General features: G+C 32.9%; 17 protein-coding genes and 1 pseudogene. 7 read left to right on the forward strand and 11 right to left on the reverse strand.

Annotated elements, in window-relative coordinates; genetic code table 11:
- Both B2U95_RS05950 and B2U95_RS05955 read left to right on the forward strand, forming a co-directional pair.
- A pseudogene (locus B2U95_RS05950) lies at positions 1–300 on the forward strand (sulfatase); the annotation flags it as partial.
- A 383-nt stretch (positions 301–683) separates the two neighbouring features.
- Positions 684–1,196 (forward strand): hypothetical protein, encoded by a 513-nt coding sequence (locus tag B2U95_RS05955; protein WP_296313777.1) that lies wholly within the window; start codon positions 684–686, stop codon positions 1,194–1,196.
- A gap of 599 nt (positions 1,197–1,795) precedes the next feature.
- Here B2U95_RS05955 and B2U95_RS05960 read toward each other — a convergent pair.
- Complete coding sequence (locus tag B2U95_RS05960; RefSeq protein WP_296313780.1) at positions 1,796–2,557, reverse strand: NYN domain-containing protein; 762 nt, start codon at positions 2,555–2,557, stop codon at positions 1,796–1,798.
- A gap of 633 nt (positions 2,558–3,190) precedes the next feature.
- On the opposite strand from B2U95_RS05960, the gene B2U95_RS05965 reads away from it, so the two are divergent.
- From B2U95_RS05965 to B2U95_RS05975, 3 genes are all read left to right on the forward strand, one after another.
- Positions 3,191–6,589 carry an amidohydrolase family protein gene (locus B2U95_RS05965; protein WP_296313782.1) on the forward strand — a complete coding sequence of 1,133 codons (3,399 nt, stop codon included), beginning with the start codon at positions 3,191–3,193 and terminating at the stop codon, positions 6,587–6,589.
- A gap of 111 nt (positions 6,590–6,700) precedes the next feature.
- The gene (locus B2U95_RS05970) at positions 6,701–7,102 is read left to right on the forward strand and encodes a DUF2452 domain-containing protein (RefSeq protein WP_296313784.1); all 402 of its coding nucleotides are present in this window, start codon (positions 6,701–6,703) and stop codon (positions 7,100–7,102) included.
- Positions 7,103–7,352: 250 nt separating this feature from the next.
- Positions 7,353–13,574, forward strand: coding sequence for a LamG-like jellyroll fold domain-containing protein (locus B2U95_RS05975; RefSeq protein ID WP_296313785.1), 6,222 nt, complete (start codon positions 7,353–7,355; stop codon positions 13,572–13,574).
- A 98-nt stretch (positions 13,575–13,672) separates the two neighbouring features.
- On the opposite strand, the gene B2U95_RS05980 is transcribed toward B2U95_RS05975, so the two are convergent.
- Positions 13,673–13,912, reverse strand: a complete 240-nt coding sequence (locus B2U95_RS05980; RefSeq protein ID WP_296313787.1) for a hypothetical protein — start codon at positions 13,910–13,912, stop codon at positions 13,673–13,675.
- A 347-nt stretch (positions 13,913–14,259) separates the two neighbouring features.
- Positions 14,260–15,942 carry a histidine--tRNA ligase gene (hisS, locus tag B2U95_RS05985; protein ID WP_296313788.1) on the reverse strand — a complete coding sequence of 561 codons (1,683 nt, stop codon included), beginning with the start codon at positions 15,940–15,942 and terminating at the stop codon, positions 14,260–14,262.
- Positions 15,943–16,203: 261 nt separating this feature from the next.
- Between hisS and B2U95_RS05990 the strand changes: the two genes are divergently transcribed.
- On the forward strand, positions 16,204–17,445 hold the full coding sequence (locus B2U95_RS05990) for an ABC transporter permease (protein WP_296313790.1): 1,242 nt from the start codon (positions 16,204–16,206) through the stop codon (positions 17,443–17,445).
- A gap of 386 nt (positions 17,446–17,831) precedes the next feature.
- Here B2U95_RS05990 and B2U95_RS05995 read toward each other — a convergent pair whose 3' ends face one another.
- The 5 genes from B2U95_RS05995 to rpsF form a co-directional block, all read right to left on the reverse strand.
- Positions 17,832–18,305, reverse strand: coding sequence for a DUF6495 family protein (locus B2U95_RS05995; RefSeq protein ID WP_296313793.1), 474 nt, complete (start codon positions 18,303–18,305; stop codon positions 17,832–17,834).
- 6 nt (positions 18,306–18,311) lie between these two features.
- A complete protein-coding gene (locus tag B2U95_RS06000; protein WP_296313796.1) occupies positions 18,312–19,184 on the reverse strand; it encodes a glycerophosphodiester phosphodiesterase family protein in 873 nt (290 codons plus the stop codon).
- 66 nt (positions 19,185–19,250) lie between these two features.
- Positions 19,251–19,712 (reverse strand): 50S ribosomal protein L9, encoded by a 462-nt coding sequence (rplI, locus tag B2U95_RS06005; RefSeq protein ID WP_296313798.1) that lies wholly within the window; start codon positions 19,710–19,712, stop codon positions 19,251–19,253.
- Between the two features lie 12 nt (positions 19,713–19,724).
- Positions 19,725–20,024, reverse strand: coding sequence for a 30S ribosomal protein S18 (gene rpsR, locus B2U95_RS06010; protein WP_173588564.1), 300 nt, complete (start codon positions 20,022–20,024; stop codon positions 19,725–19,727).
- On the reverse strand, positions 20,024–20,374 hold the full coding sequence (gene rpsF, locus B2U95_RS06015; protein ID WP_296313800.1) for a 30S ribosomal protein S6: 351 nt from the start codon (positions 20,372–20,374) through the stop codon (positions 20,024–20,026). Before rpsF ends, rpsR begins: the two co-directional genes overlap by 1 nt.
- Positions 20,375–20,575: 201 nt before the next feature.
- Between rpsF and B2U95_RS06020 the strand changes: the two genes are divergently transcribed.
- Complete coding sequence (locus B2U95_RS06020) at positions 20,576–21,271, forward strand: LytR/AlgR family response regulator transcription factor (protein WP_296313802.1); 696 nt, start codon at positions 20,576–20,578, stop codon at positions 21,269–21,271.
- A 172-nt stretch (positions 21,272–21,443) separates the two neighbouring features.
- On the opposite strand, the gene priA is transcribed toward B2U95_RS06020, so the two are convergent.
- Genes priA through B2U95_RS06035 form a run of 3 tightly spaced genes read right to left on the reverse strand, consistent with a single transcriptional unit; the run spans position 21,444 to position 25,263 of the window.
- Positions 21,444–23,897 carry a replication restart helicase PriA gene (gene priA / locus B2U95_RS06025; protein ID WP_296313958.1) on the reverse strand — a complete coding sequence of 818 codons (2,454 nt, stop codon included), beginning with the start codon at positions 23,895–23,897 and terminating at the stop codon, positions 21,444–21,446.
- Positions 23,894–24,325: a DUF2147 domain-containing protein gene (locus tag B2U95_RS06030; protein ID WP_339614323.1), complete on the reverse strand. Its 432-nt coding sequence runs from the start codon at positions 24,323–24,325 to the stop codon at positions 23,894–23,896. The genes priA and B2U95_RS06030 overlap by 4 nt, the downstream gene beginning before the upstream one ends.
- Positions 24,322–25,263 (reverse strand): YihY/virulence factor BrkB family protein, encoded by a 942-nt coding sequence (locus tag B2U95_RS06035; RefSeq protein WP_296313804.1) that lies wholly within the window; start codon positions 25,261–25,263, stop codon positions 24,322–24,324. The genes B2U95_RS06030 and B2U95_RS06035 overlap by 4 nt, the downstream gene beginning before the upstream one ends.
- Position 25,264: the final 1 nt, after the last annotated feature.

A 25,264-nucleotide genomic window follows, 5' to 3' on the forward strand; every position in this document is an offset into this window, starting at 1 on the left:
GAAATCACGGGAAGTTCAACAAACGAAATTCACGATAGTAAAAGTTTTAAATCACTTTTCACAGAATCTACAAGCATAAGAGATTATCAATATTCTGAATTAGTTGATGGTGCAGATGATGAATGGACAATAAGTAATGGAACATATAAACTTATTGCCAATTCAGTTGGAATGGAAGAAATGTACAATTTAGTGAATGACCCATATGAAAATAGCAATTTATTGAATGGACCTTTATCAACAATTGAACAGAACGCAAAATCGGAATTAGAAACTGAATTAACAAATATCCGAAATTAAAATAACTGGCTACAACACCGCATATTAAAAATTACTTCAAAGTGTCTAATCCATTGGGTTTTTTATATATTTATTGTCTTTTCTAATCCGAAAGGTTCGTCCTTATTTACACGGAACTTTTCATATAGAAACCCGTTAGCATTCATTAAGACCAACCATTAACCAAATGATAAAATTCTTTAGAAAAATTCGACAAAATATGCTGACTCAAAATAAATTCAGTAAATATCTGATTTACGCTATTGGAGAGATACTTCTTGTTGTCATTGGAATATTAATGGTTAGCTATTAATGATTGGAAAAACGAACAAAGAATCAATTCAGAAGAAACAGCAACATTACAAAAGCTTATTCAAGATTTAAAAAGCGACAATAAACGTTATTTGAATAATATTGAGTTTGGCGACTATTTAAAAGATGCCAAAGAAATTATGTTTAAAGAATCATTATCTGATGCTGAAATAAAAGAAGTTATGATTTTTAATGGTGCAATTCACAAAGATTTAAACACACGAACTACAACCTATAATGAAATGCTTAATTCTGGTAGAATTTATAATTTATCCAATGAAAAATTGGTAGATAATGTTATAGCATATTATCAATTTCTTGACGAAAGCATTTACCAAACCAAAGAAAGTAGAAGAGAGTTTAGAACATTGTTTTACGGTCCTTATTTTACTGATTTCTGGTTTTGGAGAGTTGAAAAAAATCCTTTTCCTTATGCGAAAACTTTTTTTAGTAATAATGATTCACCAGCATACAGAAAATTAAAACAAAGTTCAGGATGGAGTATATTTATTAATAATGATTTGTTGGAGAACAACCATGAATTATTAGAAAAGAACAATAAATTAATTGATTTTATAAGTAAAGAATTGACAGATAAAAAATAACGAAAGGCTAACAACGTGTATAATTCTCACCCCTACTGAATAAAGGCTAAATAATTCTAAAAAAATATGTGTAAATATGATAATCTAAGAAAATATTGAAACTTTTAAATAAAAATTTTAATCAAAATTAATACCGATAATAATATTAAGATTAAACAAAAAAGCCTCTATTTCAAAGAATAATCAGAATAATTCACTGGCTTACTTTTTAGGTTTTTTTTGATTTTTAAAATAGTAAGAATGAAAAACTAATTAACTCAATATTTATACTGCATACAATTCTGAATACGGTTTTAGCAATTATTAACTTGTGAGCCCAGTAAACACCTTCTAAAACTTGTTAACCAAGAGTTTACAACCCAGAGATCACGAGTTAAATTCTCGTTCTCGCTACAGCAATAAAAACCGGAATACCTGATGTGGTTTTTTTTAATGCTTTACTAAAGAATTACTTCAAAATACAAAGTCATAAAAAAGCTGGCACCAATTAGTCTAAAACAAGTATAAAGTTGAATTATAATCTATTAGAAATTCAATAACCCATATTATTACGAATAACTATGTCAAAGTAAAAAAATCGCAATACTAAAATGTATAAATTATCTCTTTTTAACTTTAGATTTCACCTCTTTTATTTTTACATAAATCAGCTTCATACGCCCTCTTGAGTCTTCTCGTCTTTCTATTTCAAAAGCAGGTATCGATTTAATTAAAGGTGTTAGTTTCTGAAAGCCATAATTTCTAGAATCAAAATTAGGTTGTTTCTTTTGTAGCAAACTACCAACATCTCCCAAAAACGCCCAACCGTCATCATCAGCAACATCATCTATGGTTGCTGCTATAAACCGAATCTCTTTTTGAGTGATATTATCGTAGTTATTTTTAGTAACAGTTGTGGTCTCTGTAGATTCTGACTCACTTTCTGAATTCTGGTGTTTTAAAATTTCGATATAAATAAATTTATCACAAGCCACTATAAAAGGATTTGGTGTTTTCTTTTCTCCAATACCGTACACAGCCATACCTGCTTCACGTAAGCGAGTTGCCAAGCGTGTAAAGTCGCTATCACTAGATACTAAACAAAACCCATCCACTTTCTCTGAATACAAAATATCCATAGCATCGATAATCATTGCAGAATCTGTAGCGTTCTTACCTGTAGTATACCCATATTGTTGAATTGGTGTAATGGCATTTTCTAACAGCAAATTTTTCCATTTATTTAAATTTGGTTTGGTCCAATCCCCATAAATACGTTTTATGGTTGGGTTACCGTATTTGGCAATTTCTTCCATCATTTCTTTTACGTATGCAGATGGTATGTTGTCTCCATCAATAAGGACTGCTAATTTTATATCCATAAACTTTAATCAAATTATTTATTTACTTATAAAGGTAATTAGTTTAAAGTAAAAAACCACTCAAAAAGAAGTGGCTTTATTAAACGTTGCTTAAAACTATTATGTACGACTTGACTTTTTAGCCAATTTTGCAGCTTTTTTTTCTTTAGGTGTTAATGCCGCCTCTTTTTTTACATTTTTTTTTGAGTCTTTAGATTTTGCCATGCTATTTCAAAGTTTATGATTGTGTTTTTAACTTAAAGAATAAATGTAGTGAAAAAATATCATTGTGCGGCAACAAGTAATCTGCAGGTTGATAATTCTTCTCTTTATAAGATTTTATTAGTTTATTCGCAATAATCACTCTCCCTCAATCCATTTACTATATGTGTATAGAATTCTTCATTTTATCATGTTTGTTTAGTCCTTATTAACAACATTAAAATATATGTCTATTGCTTGAATATTTAAAAATAGCATCTTGTTTTTCTTAAATAATAAACCAATAATACTTTTAGTTTACACATCAAGCATTATAAAATAAACACCCTCATTTATAAGTAATTATAGAAGTTCTTTTAATTTATGAATTAATACTAATCAATCATTAATTTGATTATTTTTAAACACTTAATTAAGCTAATTAACCACATTATGAAAAAACACATTCACTTTTGTATTACCCTCCTCCTGTTGTTTTGTTTAAATTTTTCAACGGCACAAGTCGCCTCTAAAGCAAAAGACACTGCTAAAAAAGCGACTAAAGAATTACCTTTAGAACCCACCCGAAAAATCAACTTTACTACCAATAAAGGGACTTGGGTTTCGGTAGATGTAAGTCCAGATGGTACAACCATAATGTTTGATATGATGGGAGATTTATACACCATACCTATCTCTGGTGGAAAAGCTAAACGAGTTACAGGTGGTATGCCTTACGATGTGCATCCACGCTATAGCCCAGATGGAAAAAGTATTCTGTTTATTTCAGACAAAAGCGGTTCAGATAACCTTTGGACTATGGATTTAGACACCAATGAGCAAACCCAACTCACAAAAGATAAAAACAAGTACCATGTCTCAGCTGCTTGGAGTCCAGATGGTGAATATATTGTTGGAACACATGGTAGAAGAAATATAAAACCATTTATTGTACATAAAGATGGTGGCTCTGGTGCCGATTTAATGAAAGAGCGCAAATCTGGCAAATATATAGATCCTGCCTTTAGTGCAGATGGAAAGCATATATATTTTTCAGCTCGTAACGGTGCTTGGAACTACAATGCGCAGTTACCACAATACCAAATTATGAGTTTTGATCGTGAAGATGGAGATACCGAAACCATAACATCTCGTTATGGTTCTGCCTTTACTCCAACATTATCTAAAAACGGAATGTGGATGGTATATGGTAGCCGTTTTGAAGAGCATACAGGCTTAGTATTACGAAACCTCAACACTGGTGAAGAACGTTGGCTGGCTTATCCTGTTCAACGCGACGACCAAGAATCCATTGCTCCTCTAGGCGTTTTACCAGCAATGGCATTTACACCAGATAGCAAATATCTTGTCGCTTCTTATGGTGGCAAATTGTACAAAATAGGAATTGCTGATGATAAAGCTCAAGAGATCCCATTTTCAGTAGATGTAAATTTAGATATGGGACCAATGGTATCGTTTAAATATCCTATTGATGATGAACCTGAAGCATTTGTAACACAAATTAGAGATGCAAAACCATCACCAGATGGCAAACAAGTTGCATTTACGGCTTTAAACCGACTTTACGTAATGGCACTTAAAAATGGAACTCCAAAACGTTTAACCAATCATAATTTTACAGAAGCCATGCCAGAATGGTCACCAGATGGAAAGCAAATTGTATTTACAACTTGGAAACCAGATGGAGGTCATTTATATAAAGTAAATACCAATGGTAAAGGCAACCCTCAACAATTAACTAAAGAACGTGGTATTTATAGTAATCCCGCTTGGTCTTATAAGAGTAACCGTATTGCTTTCACAAAAGGATCTGCGCAAACGTATGATGACGCTATTGATCCCTTTAACGGACGTGTGTATGAGGAATTAGCTTGGATTTCTATTGAAGACGGAACTATTACAATTATAGACAAGTCAAAAGGCAGAACAATGCCTCATTTTACCAAAGTGACTGACCGTGTGTATCTAAATCATGCTGTTAAAGGTTTAATCTCTATTCGTTGGGATGGTAGTGACGAAAAAGAACATTTAAAATTAACAGGAATAAAAACTTATGGATCTTCTGATATCTTTGGAAAAGACCACGACAAAGCAGCTGCAATGCCAACACATGAAGAAGGTTGGCGTGAAACCAACAAAGGCTCTAGTCCTAGTGAAATAAGAATTGCTCCAGATGGCAAACACGCTTTGGCTAAGATAAATAACGATATCTACTCGGTTGTGATACCTATGATTGGCACCACTCCATCCATCAATTTAGCGAAACCAGAGAATGCAGCATTCCCGGCAAATAAGTTAACGGTTATGGGCGGTGAATTTCCTGCTTGGTCTAACGATAGTAAAAAAGTACATTGGTCTTTAGGAGCAAGTCATTTTGCTTATGATTTAGTAAAAGGGAAAGTCTTTGCAGACAGTTTAGCATTAGCTAAGAAGAAAACGAAAGAATTAAAAGGAGCTAAAAAGAAAAGCGACTCTACCAAAACAGACAAAAAAAAAGAAGTTAAAAAGGATACTCCCGTTTTTAAAGCTCATGAATATAAAGTAAAGGTAACTTACAAACGTGCTATTCCTAAAGGTAAAACCTTACTTAAGGGAGGACGGATTATTACCATGAATGGTAAAAACGTTATAGAAAACGGTGATCTTTTAATTGAAAATAATCGTATTGTAAATGTTGGTGCTTCAGGAAGTTTTAACATACCAAGTGATGCTAAGGTTATAGACATTACCGGAAAAACAGTCACACCAGGTTTTGTAGATACACATGCGCACATGTGGCCAAATTGGGGAATACATAAAAACCAAGTTTGGATTTATTCTGCAAATCTTGCTTATGGAGTTACAACAACTAGAGATCCACAAACAGCAACAACAGATGTACTTACGTACTCTGACATGGTTGATGCAGGTGTCATTCATGGTCCTCGTGTATATAGCACAGGTCCTGGAGTTGGCTATTGGGCTTATAATATTACAAGTCTAGAACACGCAAAAGAAGTGCTGAAGCAGTACAGCGAATACTATAATACTAAAAGTATAAAGAGTTATTTGGTTGGTAATCGTCAGCAAAGACAATGGGTTATTATGGCTTCGAAAGAATTAAAGCTAATGCCAACAACTGAGGGTGGTTTAGATTTTAAACAAAATATGGTAAATATGATGGACGGTTATCCTGGTCATGAACACTCCTTCCCTATTTATCCTATTTACGAAGATGTTATAAAAACGGCTGCACGATCTCAAATGGCAATAACGCCAACACTTTTGGTGAGTTATGGTGGACCTTGGGCAGAAAATTATTTCTATTCAAGAGAAAACCCTTATACAGATAAAAAGATGCAATATTTTACACCTTATGCTGAATTGGCTCAGAAATCGAGACGAAGACCGGGTTGGTTTATGGACGAAGAGCACGTGTTTAAGAAACACGCCGAGTTTATGAAAGACCTAATCGAGGCAGATGGTATTGGAGGTATCGGTAGTCACGGACAATTACAAGGCTTAGGTTTTCATTGGGAATTATGGGCTGTTGCCAGTGGTGGTATGAGTAATTATGATGCGTTGCGTTTGGCGACAATAAAAGGTTGTGAAGCTTTAGGTTTAGATAACGACTTAGGAACGTTAGAAGTTGGTAAACTGGCTGATATATTAATTATGAGCGGTAATCCTCTTAATAATTTAAGAAACACAAATACGTTAACACACGTTGTTAAAAATGGTGTTGTTTATGATGCCAATACTTTAGATGAAATTGCACCTATAGCAAAGAAAGCAGAAACGTTTCATTGGCAAACAAAAAAACCACAAGGTTTACCAGGTGTCAAAAATTAATGAAAACGCTAAATTTAAGTTAAAGCCATTACTATAACAGTAGTGGTTTTTTCTTTAACCTAAGATTATCCTTAACTTTGCTTTTGTATATTAATTGCATTCTATTAAGCTATGAAAAAGGATAAAAAACCAGACCACGTTGTATATAATACCGAAACAGAACGTTATGATGCGTTCTTAAAACCCTATGCAACAAGTTTATCAGCACCTGTAATTACAACTACAGATTCTTTAGCATGGAAAAACAGAAATATTAATAAAGTTAATAAACACGTACAAGCTAAATACAACGAACTTAAAACTGCTTATACTGAAATGATGCAGCAGTACGAGTATAATAATTTGGTATATGGCGCTAGGTTTAATTTTGAACCTATTGTTGGCCAAATCTATCATCTTTATAAAAGAAAGGATGAATCTATCTTCCTTTCTATAATTGCACCTGAAGAATGTAACTTCAATCATGTTAATAGCTTTTATCTAGATGCTGATGGCATTTGGCATAAGAAATAAACACTTCTAAATACAACAATTTACACTTACAAACTCCTCATTTTTAGAATTTCAAATACTAATTTGAAACCTCTCTTGTTTTTCTAATATCCGAATTATACAGTTTCCCCCTACAATAAACATAACCATAAAAACCTAGTTATCAGGTGTTTATTTTTTAATAATGTATTTCATCGATTTTATTTGTATTTAATAGATGATACACTTAGATTTGATACATAATTTAGTCCCAAACTAAAGTTAACCGCTTATGAAAAGTTTTACCCCAACCTCAAAAAGGTGTGCTTTATTTTTATATGCCATCTTATTTACAAGTTTTAGTTTCTCACAATCTGCAGATTTCGTTGTTCAGCATATACAAAATGATGTTAGTAATTCAGGGATTACTAGCGCTATTACACCTGTTTCTTCATTGAATAACGCTTTTGCATTACCTAACAACAATAGAAAGGTAAATGCTGGTCTTAGCAGTGTTACCGACACCAATTTACGTGGAGATGATTTATCTGGAGCACAGGTATTAACAGACACAGGTACTTTATCATACTATAGACAAGGAACCTCAGATTCAGCAAATATGAGGTTTAACTCTTCTATATGGGAGTATATTGGTCCAATTGGCGGTGCTAATGAAATGATTATTAGAGACCGTTTAACTGTTACTTTAAATGGAACTACAAATAGCGTAACTCAAGCCTTAAGTGGCATAACAAATGCAAATAAGTGCATTCCTTTTATAACAGGTATTATAAATAGTGCTTCTGCTGCTGGTGGTGCAGATTCTGGTACAGCCCTTGCCTATTTAGAAAGTGCAACAACATTAAGAGTGCAAAAAGGTTCTAATGCAAATAATGTTACAGTTTATATAACACTTGTAGAATTTACAGGGAGTAATTGGACGGTTTTACATGGTGACTCTGGCAATACAGATGGAGATACTGGGACTGTTACTTTACGTGATGGCTCAGACGGTTCAGGTACAGCAACTAATGTAAGTGCATGGAATGAAGCTATTATTTTTAGTCAACACCGTGCAGATAATAACGCTAGCGGTGTTAACCAAGCTATTGAAGATAACTGGCCAATTATGGATCCTGGTTCAAATAACCAACTCGTAGATTGGACATTTCATAGTGGTCACCTATCTAATGGTACTAATAGACAGTTTGTACATGTATTATCAAACCCAGACCTAATTATTAATCGTTTTCAAAATACGAGTAATTCAGCAAATGCAACAACACTAAATATTACATCTGCAGGTTTAAGTAATATAAACGAAGCATTAATTGTTGGTTCATCTATTAGTACTGGTGGTGGGACAGCTTATGGTAGAGGTTGGAGAAATTATTATTTAAATTCAACCACCCAAGCCGCACATTGGTCGCATAGAAACAATAACACAATGAGCCATGAAATACAAATTGTAGATTTATCTAATTTAACAACAGCTGCTGGCCCAGAGATTAATATACTAGGTAACACAACTTCTATACCAGACGGTGATTCGTTACCTGATCTTGGAGATCATACAGATTTTGGAGATGTAGATACAGCTTCTGGGACACAAACACGTACATTTACTATACAAAATACGGGTGTCTCTGATTTAAATTTAACTGGTGCATCACCTTATGTTGCAATTGGAGGAACGCATTCAGCAGATTTCTCTGTTTTATTAATACCAACAACACCTATAATAGCTAGTGGTTCTACAACATTTCAAATAACTTTTGACCCGAGTGCCGACGGATTAAGAAACGCATCATTAACTATAGCAAATGATGATAGTAACGAAAACTTATATACTTTCAGTATTCAAGGTACAGGTTTTATGCCGCCTTCTTGTGGTTCTACTGTAGTACATACCGCAGATTTTGAAGCTGGCTTAGACGGTTGGACATCTGGTGGGGTTGATGCCGCTAGAGTTAATAACGGTACATGGTCTTATGGTGGTAGTTATAGTTTAAGAGTAAGAAATGATAATGCTGCAGGCTCTGCTTCATCTTTTGATTCTCCTGCTTTTGATTTATCTAGCTACAACAAAGTAGATTTTAAGTTTTTCTTTGCGCCATATAGTGTTGAAGATGTTGAAGGTTTTATGATTGAATATAGTGACGATAATGGAGCAACATGGACAACCGTACAAATATTTGAAGGTGGTTCCGTTGCAGCTAAAACAGCAGATTTTGAAACCTCTACTACTGCTATATTTTACAGTAAAACCGTTACACTAAAAAGCACAGATTATGCATTCCCTGCTTCTGTTACTTCTAGATTTAGAGTAAGATGTGATGCTAGTGATAATGATGACGAAGTATTTATTGATGACATTACTATAACAGGTGTGAGCTATTGTACGCCAACAGAAGCTCCAGGAGGAGTCACTTCTAACTTAGATCTTTGGTTAAAGGCAGATATGATTAATGGTATAAACGAAGCAGCCGATGCATCTTTAGTAAACCAGTGGGTAGACAATGGTAGAGGGAATAATGCAGAAGCTCTAGTTCCTGGTCTAGCACCTATTTACAGAAATAATACGACAAGAAACTTTAACTTCAACCCAGTTATTGATTTTGATAATGACAATAATACTGCAAACAGAGATATGACTTACATTATCAATGATGGCAGTAGAAATGAGCTAAAAGGCACTGGCGGATTTAACAGTAATGATATGTACGTGGTAATTATGCCAGATCCTACAATTACAACAAGTATGATTCCTTTAGATACATTTACTAGTTCTGACCCTACTACATTAGATATTCAAACAGAAGATGTTACTGGTTTCGGGTATGGTGCATACACCAACCGTATAGCAGGTGAATATTTCTCATATTGTATCGGAGTTACATCTGGTACATCAGGAGGTCCGGGTTACGGTAAAGGAGATGCTACAGGTAGTTTTGATTATAATCAAATTAGTATTATTAATATTAGAGATAATGCATCTCTAACCGAAGTAGATATGTACTTTAATGGTAATGTTATAGGAAATATTTCTAATGATATACCAGATTTCTCATCAATCAATAATACAAAATACTGGTTAGGAAGAAGTCAATATTGGAATGGAAGTTTTGATGGTCGTATAGCTGAAGTTATTACTTATTCAACAACAAATAACGATGGAGATTCAACACAAGATAGAAATAGAATACAATCTTATTTAGCAATTAAATACGGAATTACTTTAGGCATTAATGGTACATCACAAGATTATGTAAATAGTGATGGTACTTTAATTTGGGATCAGGTAGCAAATACCGGATTTAATTATGATATCGCTGGTATTGGTCGAGACGATGTTTCTGAGTTAAACCAAAAACAATCAAGTAGTGTAAATAATGCTACAGATGTTGAGGGACCAATTGAAGGTGTCATAACCATAGGGTTAACTGATATTTATGATACTAACAAAGAGAACAAAGATTTTAATGCTACAACTTTAAACAATAAAGAATACTTAGTTTGGGGTAACAATAATGCTGATTTAACTTTAGATCCAACAGAGCACATTGTAAATATGAGTTCTGGAATTATGGCGCCTTCATTGCCACTCGTTACTGATGTTTCGTTTCAATCTATTGAGCGCATTTGGAAATTTATTGAAACAGGTGGTGATGTACCAACTGTAAAATTAAGCATACCATTAAGTGCTGTTAGAAGTATTACACCACCAGGAAATTACTATATGTTTATATCTAATACAGGTATATTTAATCCAACTGCAACTTATCGAGTAATGACAGATGATGGTAACGGTAATCTTGAAACTGAATATGATTTTACTGGTACCGAATACATCACTTTTGGATATGCTGAACGAGTAGAAGTTGAGCGTTCTATATACTTTGATGGTGCTGTAGATTTTGTTAATGTAGAAAATAAATTAAATCTTGATGATACAGGGTTTACTATTTCTTCTTGGATAAAAAGAGATGCAGCAGATACTGGTACAGCTTCTATAGTATCTAAAAGAGATGCAGCATTTACACAAGGTTATGATTTTACAATTTTAGATGATAATAGAGTTGAAATTTTCTGGAAAAATGGAACAGATCAAGTTTTACGATCTAATACAAGTATTCCAGATGATATTTGGCACCATGTTGCTGTAATATACGACGGTACTGAAGTTGCAATCTACATAGATGGCGTATTAGATATTTCTGCAAACAGAAGCCCACCAACAGATACAAATGAGTCTTTCTATATTGCTGCAGCCGGTAAAAACACACCTACACAATATTTTAGAGGAAACATAGACGAAGTCAAAGTATGGGATACAGCACTTAGTGTAGATCAACTTCGATTTGTAATGAATCAAGAGATTTCTGATAACGCTGGTCAAGTAATGGGTAATGAGTTACCTACTGCAATTACAAGAAATGATATTGATGCTATAGATTGGAGTGACTTAGCCGCTTACTACCCAATGTCTGTTTATACTTATACAAATACAGATGATGCATCAGGTAACGCTAATCAAGGTGCTTTAAGAAATCTAAATACTGTAGATAGACAAACAGCTCCACTACCTTATGCATCTACTCAAGATGGGGATTGGGATCTTAATACAACATGGACTAACGGAAATGTACAGTACATACCAGGATCAGCATCTATCGTAGACCCTACAACAACAGTTAATTGGAATATTATTAAAACAGCGCACGACGTTAGTTTAGATAATGCAACATTACCTGTTGCAAATTTAGAAAACAGAGGAGTATTAGGCTTATATGTTGATGCTAACGAATTAACTTTAATTGGTGATAACGCTACAAATACTGGTAACGGAATCACAGTTTCTCATTACTTAAGCTTAACCGGAAAAATTGATTTAGAAGGTGATTCTCAATTATTACAACCAATAGATAGTGATTTAGATGTTGCTGTTAGCGGAGCTTTAGAAAAAGACCAACAAGGAACAGCAGATACTTATACTTATAATTATTGGTCAGCACCAGTTGGAGAAACAGATATTGCTAAAAACGATTACCGTTATACATTAGAGGATATAATGTTTGATGGTACAACACCTATAAACTTTACTCCTATTGGATTTGATGGATCTGCCGGAACACCAATTACTATTGCAGACTATTGGGTTTGGAAATTTGCAAACCAAGCAGGTGGTGACTATTCAGCTTGGCAACATGTAAGACGTACAGGTACTATAGATGCTGGTCAAGGATTTACAATGAAAGGACCTGGTACTGGACCAATAAGCACAGATCAAAACTATGTGTTCTTAGGCAAACCTAATAACGGAGATGTAAATCTCGCTATAACTGGTGGAAACAATTACTTAGTTGGTAATCCGTATGCATCAGCTATAGATGCTAACCAATTTATTATAGATAATGGAGTTGTTTTAGACTATGATCCAGATGCAACAGACCCATCCTCTGTGCCAGATACGACACCATTAATAAGTGGTACGTTATACTTCTGGGAACATTGGGGAGGCGGTTCACATGTATTAGCAGAATACCAAGGTGGTTATGCTACTTATAATTTTTCTGGTGCAGTTGCAGCTGCATCTATAGGAACTAATGATCCAGACGTTGCAACTGGAGGAACTCCAACTAAAACTCCTGGTCGTTACATACCTGTGGGCCAAGGATTCTTTGTATCTGCAGAAAATTCAGGTGTAGTTAACTTTAACAATGGTCAGCGTGTATTCCAGAAAGAAGGCACTGCTAATTCAATATTTGTTAGACCAGACGGTGACGGAGCAGCTTCTAATACAAACGCACAAAGAACTGAAGAAACTGATGACCGAATGAAATTTAGATTCGGATTCAATTCAATAAACACCATACATCGTCAAATACTTTTAACAATTGATGAAAACACAACATCTAATGCTGATTGGGCGTATGACGCCGCTTTGAATGAAGTACAAATAGACGATATGTTCTGGGTTATAAATAATTATGAATATGTAATCCAAGCAAGTGATGAAGCAGAAGAATCTTCTATCTACCCTATTGGTATAAAGACAGATTCTGATGGAATAAATTCAATCACAATTGATGCGTTAGAAAACGTACCAGATAGTATTGATATATTTATTAATGATACAGAATTAAATACATACCATAACCTAAGAGATAGTGATTTTGAAATCTTCTTAAATGCTGGCGAATATTTAAATCGTTTTGAAATTACATTTAGTGAAAACAGTAATATTCTTGGAGTAGATGATATAATTAAAGAAGGAATTGACATTCTTTACTCTAATGATATCGAAAAAATTGTGTTGATTAACCCTAACTTAATTCAAATAGAATCTATTGAACTATTCAATGTTTTAGGCCAATCTGTAAATACTATTGAAAATATTTCGGAGAGTGGTTACTCTGAATATGAAGTTGAGAATTTAAGTACTGGAACTTTTATTATTAAGTTATATACTGTAAGCGGTTCAGTAGTAACTAAAAAAGTTTTAGTAAACTAATTTTGCCCCAAATCTTGAATCTTAACCTAAAAAAGTCCTGATCTTATCAGGGCTTTTTTTTTAAAACCTATTTAGGTCTTAACAAACCTTTATCGTTTTTACTTTAGTTTTAAACTCTTTCTGTAAGATTTGATACTAATAATGTCATTACTCTTTTTAGGATTGATTTTTAAAAGCTTAGCTCTCAACTCAGAAGAAACACATACTTCTGAAGGCACCAAAACTTCTTTGTTTATCTTTTCAGTTTCAATAACGTTACTAGAACTAACTTTAGTTTGTCCAAAGGAAATTGTAGTTGCGATTAGTAAAAAGACTATTGAGGCTATTAATTTTTTCATCCTTTTTTAAAGTTCTATAGTTTAACTTCTATACAAAGTAACAAACAAGACTAATTACAGTTTATATTTTTTAGATGAATGAAAACGGTAAATAGATAAGTGGAAAACGAGAACAATAAACATCGATGAGATACACAAAACAGGTTTATATCCCAATAAAATCAGGGTTTTAAAGAATAAATTTTAATAAACAGTAGTTAAAGTGAAGCTTAGGAAGAAAAACACCTGATTTTATAAAAAAAATGAGTTTTTTACATTTTTGAACAAAAGAAATCACTAGTCTTAATAAGAAATAAGTTAGTAGTTAGTCACAAAAGAGTCTCATTCTAATCAAGATTGAGGCTCTTTTATTTTAAAGCATCTAAAAGTTCAGTATACGGCAACTTTTGTTGTTCTCCAGAACTCATGTTTTTTAGTGTAAATACTCCAGATTTCAATTCTTCTTCACCAACTAAAACTACAAAAGGAATATCACGACGATTCGCATAATTCATTTGTTTTTTCTTTTGTTTACCTGATATCGCTGAATCAGGATATAATTCTGCTTTTACACCAGCTTGTCTTAAACCAGTTACCGCTTTTAAACATGCCATAGCTTCATTGTCACCAAAGTTAATAAACAATACTTTTGTTGAAACCGCAATAGTATCTGGAAACAAACCTAATTCTTCTAAAACCAAATAGATACGGTCCAATCCAAAACTAATTCCTACTCCACTCATATTTGGCAGTCCAAAAACACTTGTAAGATCATCGTAACGACCTCCACCACCAATCGATCCCATATTAACACCTTCTGGTGCAGAAACTTCAAAAATAGCGCCTGTGTAATAATTTAAACCACGTGCAAGCGTTACATCTAACTGCAAGTTTGCTGTTTTTAATTTTAAGTTTGAAATGGCTGTATTTATAAACTCTAGTTCTTCAATACCTTTTAAACCTATTTCCGAAGTACTTAAAATAGATTTTAAACTGTCTACCTGATTTCCAAAATCACCTTTTAAAGTAAATAAAGGTTGAAGCTTAGTAATACCGTCTTCAGAAATACCTTTAGAACGCATTTCTTCTTTTACCTTCTCCTCTCCTATTTTATCTAACTTATCTAAAGCAACTGTAAAATCTATTAATTTATCTTGCGCACCAATAACTTCTGCGATACCAGATAAAATTTTACGATTATTAATTTTTATGGTAACACCTTCTAACTTTAAAGCTGAAAACACAGTATCGTAGAGTTGTATAAATTCAACTTCTTGAAACAAAGATTTAGAACCAACCACATCTGCATCACACTGATAGAATTCTCTAAAACGTCCTTTTTGTGGACGGTCTGCGCGCCAAACAGGTTGCATTTGATAGCGCTTAAATGGGAATTCTATTTCGTTTTGGTGTTGAACTACATAGCGTGCGAAGGGAACTGTAAGGTCGTAACGTAGGGCTTTTTCTGAAATATAATTAGAAAAATAATTTGACTTTAATGTAGAATGCCAATCAGCAAAAATTGTAATAATTAACTGCTCTAATTCTGAATTATTTAATTCAACAAACTCTTTTGACTTTTCAGGATTAGGTGTTGTATTCGTAAATACAAACCAACCCAAATCATAAAGCAACTCTTTTTTTGGGATTTTCTCCTGAATAAAATATTCGCTTTCTTTTTTATTTATCTCTTTTGAAAATTTATCTCTAAAACTATCTACATAGTTATTTTGATTCCAATCAATATCATGAATATGGATTTTCATTTTTTCGTAATGGTAGAAAACAGCCATTTTTATTAGTTTAATCATTATGTGATTAAAACTTTCAATAAACTCTCCACTATTCAAAATCTTAAAAATCAAGCGATCACCTTCATCACCATACTTTCCCATTAAAGTATCCGAGTTTTCAAAACTTGGTGTTTCAATAGGTTGAAACCCAAAGACCTTAAATTGCTCTTTTATGGTTTCCATAATATAAGAACGCTTTGCAACTTGTTCTGCATTAAAATCTCTTGTACCTTTTGGGATGCTTGGTTTTTGTGCCATGTTTACTTCCCACGAAAGTGGGAATCTCTTTTTAGTGAAACTTATGTTTTAGAACAGAGCCTCTAGCTTAAGACGTTTAATATCAAAAGCACTTCGACTGCACTCAGTGTAACAATAATTATTATATCGTTATACTTCAATTAATCACAAAAATATTATAATTTTTAGAGGCATTACTAAGTAATCTCAAATTTATAGTAACTTTATAGTGTTTAAGTAGTCTTATACTTAAAAGAATCCAACTAACTACAAGAAAAAACTATGTTTTCACTAGCTAAAGAGAATATTAAAATTGCTTTTGATTCTATTAAAAGTCAACTATTAAGAACCATTTTAACGGTTTTAATTATTGCGATAGGCATCATGGCTTTGGTTGGTATTCTTAGTGGTGTGTCTGCTTTAGAGAATACCATTTCGGGCAGCTTTGCATCTATGGGTGCAAATACCTTTAATTTTCAGCGCTATGAGTTTAGAGCACAACGTCAAAGTAGTAGAGAACGCCAAAAAGTAAATCCGATTCTTAGTTATAGAAATGTAAAAGACTTTATTGAGTCTTACGACTATCCTTTTACTAATGTAGCGGTATCATTTACTGGTTCTTTTGCTTCTGAGGTGAAATACGAAAATAAAAAAACAGATCCTGAAGTGTTAATAACTGGTTCTAACGAATTTTATATTGAAAATTCTGGTTTAGAAATAGAACAAGGACGCTCTTTAAACTTCGCCGATATAGAGAATAACAATGCCGTTTGTGTTATTGGTAGTGATTTGCAAAAGGCTTTATTTCCAGATGAAAATCCAATAGATAAAATCATAAGTATAAGAGGTTCAAAATTTAAAGTTATTGGGTTGATTAAAAAGAAGGGGTCTACATTTGGCAACAACCAAGATTTAACGGCTATTATTCCTATACAAAAAGCACGTTCTATTTTTACCAATCCTAACATTAATTACAGACTTAGTGTTAAAGTAGATAAAAAAGATATGTTAGAAGGAGCACAAGATGATGCGATAATCACTTTTAGAAATGTACGAGGATTAAACCCAATTGAGAAAAATAATTTTGGAATTGAGCGTAGTGAAGACTTAATTAACAGGGTTGCAGAAAATACATCGACGCTTTATATTGCAGCTTGGATTATAAGTATAATCACCATTTTTGGCTCTACAATTGCTTTAATGAATATTATGTTAGTATCTGTTAGTGAGCGAACTAGAGAGATTGGCGTTCGTAAAGCACTAGGTGCAAAAAGCAAGACTATCGCTTTTCAATTTTTTATGGAAACTATAATTATTGGTCAGCTTGGTGGTATTCTCGGAATCGCTTTAGGTGTTCTTATTGGGTGGGGAGTTGCATCTGCATTCGACCTTCAATTTTCTACACCTTGGGTGGCTATGATTTGGGCAACTAGTATTGCGTTTATTGTTGCTGTGATTTCTGGTTTATATCCTGCAACAAAGGCGGCTAAATTAGATCCTATTGAGTCTTTACGTTATGAGTAATACAAATTCCTTTGAAAAAAGTAATTCGAAGATTAAGCGAAGCTAATCTCACTTTAAATTATTAATTAATATCCCTCCTAACGTTAATTTGAGTGATAAGCCCATGCTTGCTATCGAGAATTTTTCAGAAGACCATCTTAAAAAGAAAAACGTTAAGCTTCTCGATACAATTCCTCATTCTTCGAAATCACTCGAAATGACGAAACGAGAAACTAATAAGTCTAATTGAAAATAAAAAAGAAAACACTGAAACTAGTTCAGTCTGATAAAACGAGGAGATAATTATCTCAACTAAAACAGCTTCAAAAAAAAACAATTTGCCTTCAAAACATACTTCTACTAAATTCATTTAACTCTAATAATGAGATTCCTGCCTTCGTAGTAATTTAGCCCTTTATCAAGGTCGCAAAATACTCAAACAAATCACCTTTTGTGATATGTCCACCAGATTGAATCATTTTAAAAAGATCTAAATGCTTGTCATCAGAGTACTCTTTTTTTGCATTGAAAAATTGAATACTATCAGATAATAAATTATCGCGTAACCAATTAAAACCTTCTTTTGTCGTAAAATCAACAACCTCATTTTCAATTTTAAAAGCAATTAAGCGCATGCTTTTTTCATTACATTGAAAAAGGTGGATTTGTTGCGGTGAAATATGCTCTAGATACTTAACCTTGCCTAAAACTCCGAACCATACCAAATCACTAAAAACATCTAATTCTTGTTCAGCAGCTTCTGGTTTATTCGTTTTTATATCATTCCACTCATCGGCCGTAATAGACTGTGAGGCTAAAAAATTAATGAATTCTTGGTGTAATTCTTCAAACTGTTCCTTAGAAAGTCTTGCGTACTTCATAAAAATTTAATTTATAGTATTGTAAGCGGCAAATGGTCTATCTGTAGCTAAGATATCTACACCTAGATTTTTCCATTTATTATATAAGTTGTCACCTCTAGCTTCTGCTTGCCGATCTAAGTTACCCAATGTACCAAGCATACAAACCATATCTTCTTTATGCAATCGTTCATATAATGATGCATCTGATAAACGTGTACCTGTAAAAGCCAACATATTTTGGGTTGGAATTTTAGTCTCAAGCAAACGATTAAATTCCTTGTCATTTCTCGCAGATACAGATAATAATAGGTCTGGCGCTAATTTGTAAGCTGATTGTGCTTGCGAAACGTTGTAAGTTATAATAATAGTTATATCCTCTGCTTTAGCGTCTCTAATCGCTTTAATAACTACCTCCTGACTTACACTTCGCTTAATATCTACAGTCAGAATTACGTTATTAGTTTTACACCAATTTAAAACATCTGAAAATAAAGGGATTTTAAAAGCAGTTACAGTATTGTAATCATCTACCAAAAAGAATTTACTTAATTCTTTATACGTTAATTTTTTTACAGAACCACTTCCGTTGGTTGTTCTATCTATAGAATTATCGTGCATTAAAATGAGTTGCCCATCTTTTGTTTGTGCTACATCAATTTCATACACTGCAGAAATACTATCGCTAATATATTGAAGTGTTTCTAAACAATTCTCAGGATACCTAGCTAGACCTTTTCCACCACGATGCACACTAATGTTTGGATAATCACCTTTAGATGCTTTAAAAACATCTATAAGCTTAGAATTGGTAATCGTTGTTACTGATAAATCTTCCGTTTCAGATTGTTTACAACCTAAAAAGCTAATAATAACTATGGCAATAAAAATACGTTTCATTAGAGATTAGAATCAAAAAAAACCGCTTAGAAGACTAAACGGTTTTTTATTATTTTAAAAAAGAGATTAAGCTTCTGCAATAACTTCGAAAGTTAAATCTACAGTAACAGACCTGTGTAATCTTACAACAGCTTCGTACTGACCTAAACGCTTAATATTACCACCATTAATAGAGATAAATTTCTTATCTACATCATGACCTTCTTTCTTAAGTGCTGCAGCTAAATCCATATTGGTAATTGAACCAAATATTTTGTCCCCAGCAGTGGCACCTGTACCAGCCTTAGATGTAATTTTAATCTCAAAACCTTTCATTGCTTCTGCAGTTTTTTCTGCATCTGCGATTTCAGATTTTTCTTTAAATGATCTTTGTTTTAATGTTTCTGCTAATACTTTCTTAGCAGAAGTCGTAGCCATTACAGCTTGTCCGTGAGGAATTAAAAAGTTTCTACCATAACCGTTCTTAACAGATACAATATCGTCTTTAAATCCTAAATTTTCAACGTCTTGTTTTAATATAAGTTCCATTGTTATGATATTTTATTTTAATAAATCAGCTACGTAAGGCATTAAAGCTAAGTGTCTCGCTCTCTTTACAGCTACAGATACTTTTCTTTGATACTTTAAAGATGTTCCTGTTAAACGTCTTGGCAACAATTTACCTTGTTCGTTTACAAAACCTAATAACCAATCTGCATCTTTATAGTCTACATACTTGATTCCAGATTTTTTGAAACGACAATATTTTTTAACTTTAGACGTCTCAATATTTAACGGTGTTAAATATCTAATTTCTCCGTCTTTTTTTCCTTTTGCTTGTTGTTCTATTGATGACATAATTACGCTTTTGCTTTTGCTTTAACTTTCATTTTTTCTCTTCTTCTCTCAGCCCATGAAATAGCATGTTTGTCTAAACTCACGGTTAAGTAACGCATAAAACGCTCATCACGTCTAAATTCTAACTCTAAAGGCTCAATTGCTTGACCATCTACAGTGTACTCAAATAAGTGGTAAAATCCACTTTTTTTGTTTTGGATTGCATAGGCTAGCTTTTTTAAGCCCCAATCTTCTTTGGATATCATCTTAGCACCTTTAGAAACGAGCATATCCTCGTATTTCTTTACTGTCTCCTTTATCTGATCTTCAGATAAAACGGGATTTAAGATGAAAACAGTTTCATAATGATTCATAATAAAAATTATTTTTTTGTTGTTAAACGGTTGCAAAAATAAGGATAAATTATAATTCTGGCAATGTTTTTAATATGTTAATTCATAGGTATACTTATGTAATACTTCATGTTAAAAAATACAGTTTGTCGGTAATATTTGTTTTTTAACCGAATTTATTGTACTATTGTCGATATCTTAACCTAATAAACAAATAATGTTATGACTTTAAACTGTGTAGTTGTTGATGATTCTGCGATTCAGCGCCTCTCTATAGTTAAGTTAATCGAGAATCATTCCTCGCTTAACCTAATAGCAGAGTACAGCAGTGCGTTAGAAACAAAAAACGGTCTTAATACCCATAAAGTAGATCTTATCTTCCTAGATATAGAGATGCCAGTATTAAACGGTTTTGAACTTTTAGATGTACTCAACAACAAACCCCAAATTATTTTTGTTACCGGTAAAACCGAATATGCTTTTAAAGCATTTAATTACGATGCTACCGACTACCTACAAAAACCAATCACCAAAGAACGTTTTAATACAGCAGTAGAAAAAGCGGTAGAACAGCATAAATTAAAATTAGATTTTAATGAAACTGACGGTGAACACATCTTTGTGAAAAGTAATCTTAAAAAACGTAAAGTTTATATTAAGGATATTAAATGGATCGAAGCTTTAGGTGATTATGTGAAGGTTGTAACAGAAGAAAACAGCTTGGTAGTATTATCTACTATGAAAGCTTTTGAACAAGAATTACCAGAAGGTAAATTTTTAAGAATTCACAAATCTTATATTGTGAATTTAGATAAAATAGACCGTTTTAACAGTAAAAATGTTGAAGTTGGTGCTTACGAGATTCCATTGAGTCGAAATAAAAAGACCCAATTGGTTGATGCTTTGAATAATATGTAGAAACATTACATTAGCGTTTGATGCGTCACATTATAAGTTAAAAATCCTAAGCTATCTTGCTTAGGATTTTTTTATACATAAAGTTGTGATTTAAAGACCTTGCTTTAAATTAGGATTAGTTCAACTTATAAATTTCCTTGTACTTAATTACAGTTTAAAAATTTGAGTTTCACTAATAATTATCAACATTCAAGACGACTCTAACTGGTCTAAAATCTTTGACCGCATTAAAACTGTTCTCAATCTTCATAATAGCTTCTTTTGTTTTTCCTATAGACTGATTCTGTGGAATTTTAATTAAAATGTTCTTATTATACAAATTTCTTATCCTAGATATTGCTGGGAATTCTGGACCTAAAACATTGCTCTTAAATACTTGTTTTAAAGATTTCGCATACCAATCTGCAGCTAAATTAACACGATTGTAATCCTTGTGCTTAAAGGTTATTTTAATAAGCCTATAAATTGGTGGGTATTTATAATTATGGCGATCATTCATTTGCTCAGCAAACATAGCTTTATAAGAATTTGTAGATACTTGTTGCAAAATATTATGATGCGGATTATACGTCTGAATCAATACTTTTCCCCTTTCTTCAGTTCTCCCTGCTCTACCTGCAACTTGAGACATTAATTGATAACTACGCTCATGCGCTCTAAAATCTGGGAAGTTGAGCAAATTATCTGCATTCATTACACCAACTAATTTCACGTATCTAAAGTCTAAACCTTTGGTTACCATTTGTGTACCAACCAATATATCGACTTCACGTTGCTCAAAACTATTTATTATTTTTTCGAAACCATATTTACCACGTGTCGTATCTAAATCCATACGTGCCACTTTATGATCTGGAAACAGCGCTTTCACCTCCTCTTCTATCTGCTCTGTCCCAAAACCTTTAGTATCTAAGGTTTGATTTCCACAACCTTGACAACTTTTTAACATGGCAGAATTATAACCACAATAATGACAGCGTAATTGATCGCGATACTGATGATACGTTAAACTCACATCACAATTAGGACATTGCGGTGACGTACCACAGGTTGTACATTCTATAATTGGCGAAAATCCTCTTCTATTTTGAAATAATATAATCTGAAAGCCTTGCTCTAAAGTTTCAGTCATTTCTTGAATAAGACGGTCACTAAAATGACCTTTCATGCGTTTTCGCTTGTATTTGTCAGCAATATCTACAAGCTCAATTTCTGGCATTAATACATCATTATATCGTGTATTTAATTCTACCAAACCATATTTGCCTTGGCTTGCATTATAATAACTCTCTAAACTTGGCGTAGCAGAACCTAAAAGTGTTTTAGCTTTATGATAATTAGCTAACACTACTGCTGCATCTCTGGCATGATAACGTGGCGCAGGATCGAATTGTTTATAGGATGACTCGTGTTCTTCATCGACTATAATTAATCCTAAATTATTGAATGGCAACAATAATGACGAACGTGCTCCTATAATAACTTGTGCTTTTTCAGAATTATTGAGCATATTGGTCCACACCTCAACACGTTCGTTTCCTGAATATCTACTATGAAATACAGCAACTTTATCTCCAAAATAATCTTGTAAACGTTGCACTAATTGGGTTGTTAAAGCAATTTCTGGCAATAAATATAAAACCTGTTTACCTAAGGCTAACTGCTTTTGAATAAGCTCTACATAAATTTCTGTTTTACCAGATGATGTTACACCGTGTAATAATGTAACAGACTTGGTTTCAAAAGCTGTTTCAATTTCTGCGTAAGCTTGTTGTTGCGCTTCACTTAATTTTTTTGTATCGGCATCACCTTCTCCTTCAAATTCAATTCTATCTGTTTGAATATGATATTCGTCTAAAATATTCTTATCAATAAGTGTTTTTATAATAGACGTTGATGCTCCACTACGTTCTACTAATTCTGATACTTTTATAGATTCATTGGATGACGCTTCCATCGTAAATAATGCCAAAATAACGTCGCGCTGCTTCGGTGCTCTACTTAATAGCTCTAGTAATTCTTGAAGCTTCCCTTCTAACTTATGGTTATCGTGAAGCTTTACGTAGCGCACCAATTTAGGTTGGTATTTTTCGTAAAGTTCTTCTTGTAAATTCAAAACACCTTTAACCACTAAACCATTAATGACAGGCAATACACGCTTTTTGTCTAAGATAGAAACCACATCTTGAATCTTTAGAGATGACTGATGCAGTAAAGCTTCATAGATTAAAAACTCATCATCTTTTAATTCAGCTTCTTTAACATCTGCATTTTCGTTTTTAGAAATAATAGTTTCACTTTCTAATATAAAAGCGTTGGGCATTGCAGCTCGCATTACTTCGCCCAAACTGCACATATAATAGCCAGCAACCCATTCCCAATGTTTAATTTGTGTTTCTGTAACTACAGGTTTTTCATCGAGGATCTGATGAATGGTTTTAGCTTCATAAGCTGTTGGTGGATTATTATGAATCTTATAAGTCAGCGCAGTATAAATTTTACTCTTACCAAAGGGCACAGCGACGCGCATTCCTTGTTTTAAGAAGTTTGCTTCGGCTTCTGTTATATGATACGTAAAGGCTTTTTGAAGCGGAATTGGCAGTATGACGTCTATAAAATATATCAATCTATAATGCGTTGCCAATATTGGGTTTTATAAAAAAATGCGACGTAGCCTCTAACCTGAAGTTGGTTAGGATTATCTTCATCTAATTTTAATCGGCATTTATAAACTTTACCATTACTTGGGTTAAGTACACTACCACCTTCATAGACATCATCATCTTTTGAAAGACCATCTATAATAAGCATCCCTAAAATAGGCTTGTCTTTATATTTACCTTCGCATTTAGTACACTTAGAATTCTTCTTTTTCGGATTTAAAATTTCAATAATTTTGCCATAAATTTGACCTTCTTTTTCATAAATAGTGACTATAGATTTTTCTTCACCTGTTTCATCATCAATAGTTTTCCATTCACCTTTAATAGATTGTGCAAATGTTAATGCAAAATAAATAAAGAATACTGTACTAAAAAAAATCTTTTTCATCATTTAATATCAAATTTACTTAAACGTCTTAATGTCGCATTTAACTCATATCCTAAGAGTAGAATATTAGAGTTTAACCATAGATAAAATAAAAGAATTAATAAACCTCCAATTGAGCCGTAAAGCTCGTTGTATTGGGAAAAGTTATCAATATAAACACCAAACAAATACGATGTTAATATAATTAATAATGTGGTTAGTAAGGCTCCAAAAGAAAAGAAGCGTGTTTGTCTGCCTTCTTTAGTCCCAAAGTAATATAAAATTGCAGTCGCTAAATATACCATCAATACAAAAAACATATACTTTGCAAATACAATCCACCCTACTCCTTTGTCGTTGCCTGCTAAAGCTTCTCCACTATAACTCTTATATATTGGAGCTAAAATATAAATCTGAAAATAGCCAAATACAGCTACTGTAAGTAATACTAAAATTGCAAGAATTAGAGCTATCCCTAATGCGTACATGTATTGCTGAAATACATTACGCGTCAATTGTGCATGGTATGAATTTTCAAAACCCGAAAACACTGCATTAACTCCATTTGCCATTAACAACATTGATAATAAAAAAACTGAGGATAATAAACCTGCACCTCCACTAATATTTTCAAAAATATTAGAGAAGAAAAAATCTGAAGTTTGAGGTGGTAAGAATGAATTTAAGAAAAGTTCAAACTCAATTTGAAAATCTTTAATTGGTATATGTGGTATAACGATAACCACAAATAACAAAAACGGAAAAATAGCTGTAAAGAAACTAAAAGCAATAGCACTTGCTCTGGTGGTTACAGCACCTTTTACAATACCCAAAATATAAAGCTCCAATAAGTCATAAATAGATAGACCTTCAAAACCTGGTAACTTTATTTGCTTAAAAAAGCGAACAACCAAGTTAAGCACTGGTATTTTATCTAATTTATTCTCAATGGGTTTTGACATC

Origin of the sequence: Winogradskyella sp. UBA3174, assembly GCF_002364335.1 — a bacterium.
GTDB lineage: Bacteria > Bacteroidota > Bacteroidia > Flavobacteriales > Flavobacteriaceae > Winogradskyella.

Coding starts and splice junctions, on each gene's coding strand:
- B2U95_RS05990 (WP_296313790.1), top strand. CDS start 16,204: ATGTTTTCACTAGCTAAAGAGAATATTAAAATTGCTTTTGATTCTATT.
- B2U95_RS05965 (WP_296313782.1), top strand. CDS start 3,191: ATGAAAAAACACATTCACTTTTGTATTACCCTCCTCCTGTTGTTTTGT.
- B2U95_RS06030 (WP_339614323.1), bottom strand. CDS start 24,325: ATGATGAAAAAGATTTTTTTTAGTACAGTATTCTTTATTTATTTTGCA.
- rpsF (WP_296313800.1), bottom strand. CDS start 20,374: ATGAATCATTATGAAACTGTTTTCATCTTAAATCCCGTTTTATCTGAA.
- B2U95_RS05975 (WP_296313785.1), top strand. CDS start 7,353: ATGAAAAGTTTTACCCCAACCTCAAAAAGGTGTGCTTTATTTTTATAT.
- rplI (WP_296313798.1), bottom strand. CDS start 19,712: ATGGAACTTATATTAAAACAAGACGTTGAAAATTTAGGATTTAAAGAC.
- B2U95_RS05960 (WP_296313780.1), bottom strand. CDS start 2,557: ATGGATATAAAATTAGCAGTCCTTATTGATGGAGACAACATACCATCT.
- B2U95_RS05970 (WP_296313784.1), top strand. CDS start 6,701: ATGAAAAAGGATAAAAAACCAGACCACGTTGTATATAATACCGAAACA.
- hisS (WP_296313788.1), bottom strand. CDS start 15,942: ATGGCACAAAAACCAAGCATCCCAAAAGGTACAAGAGATTTTAATGCA.
- B2U95_RS06035 (WP_296313804.1), bottom strand. CDS start 25,263: ATGTCAAAACCCATTGAGAATAAATTAGATAAAATACCAGTGCTTAAC.
- B2U95_RS05995 (WP_296313793.1), bottom strand. CDS start 18,305: ATGAAGTACGCAAGACTTTCTAAGGAACAGTTTGAAGAATTACACCAA.
- B2U95_RS06020 (WP_296313802.1), top strand. CDS start 20,576: ATGACTTTAAACTGTGTAGTTGTTGATGATTCTGCGATTCAGCGCCTC.
- B2U95_RS05980 (WP_296313787.1), bottom strand. CDS start 13,912: ATGAAAAAATTAATAGCCTCAATAGTCTTTTTACTAATCGCAACTACA.
- B2U95_RS06000 (WP_296313796.1), bottom strand. CDS start 19,184: ATGAAACGTATTTTTATTGCCATAGTTATTATTAGCTTTTTAGGTTGT.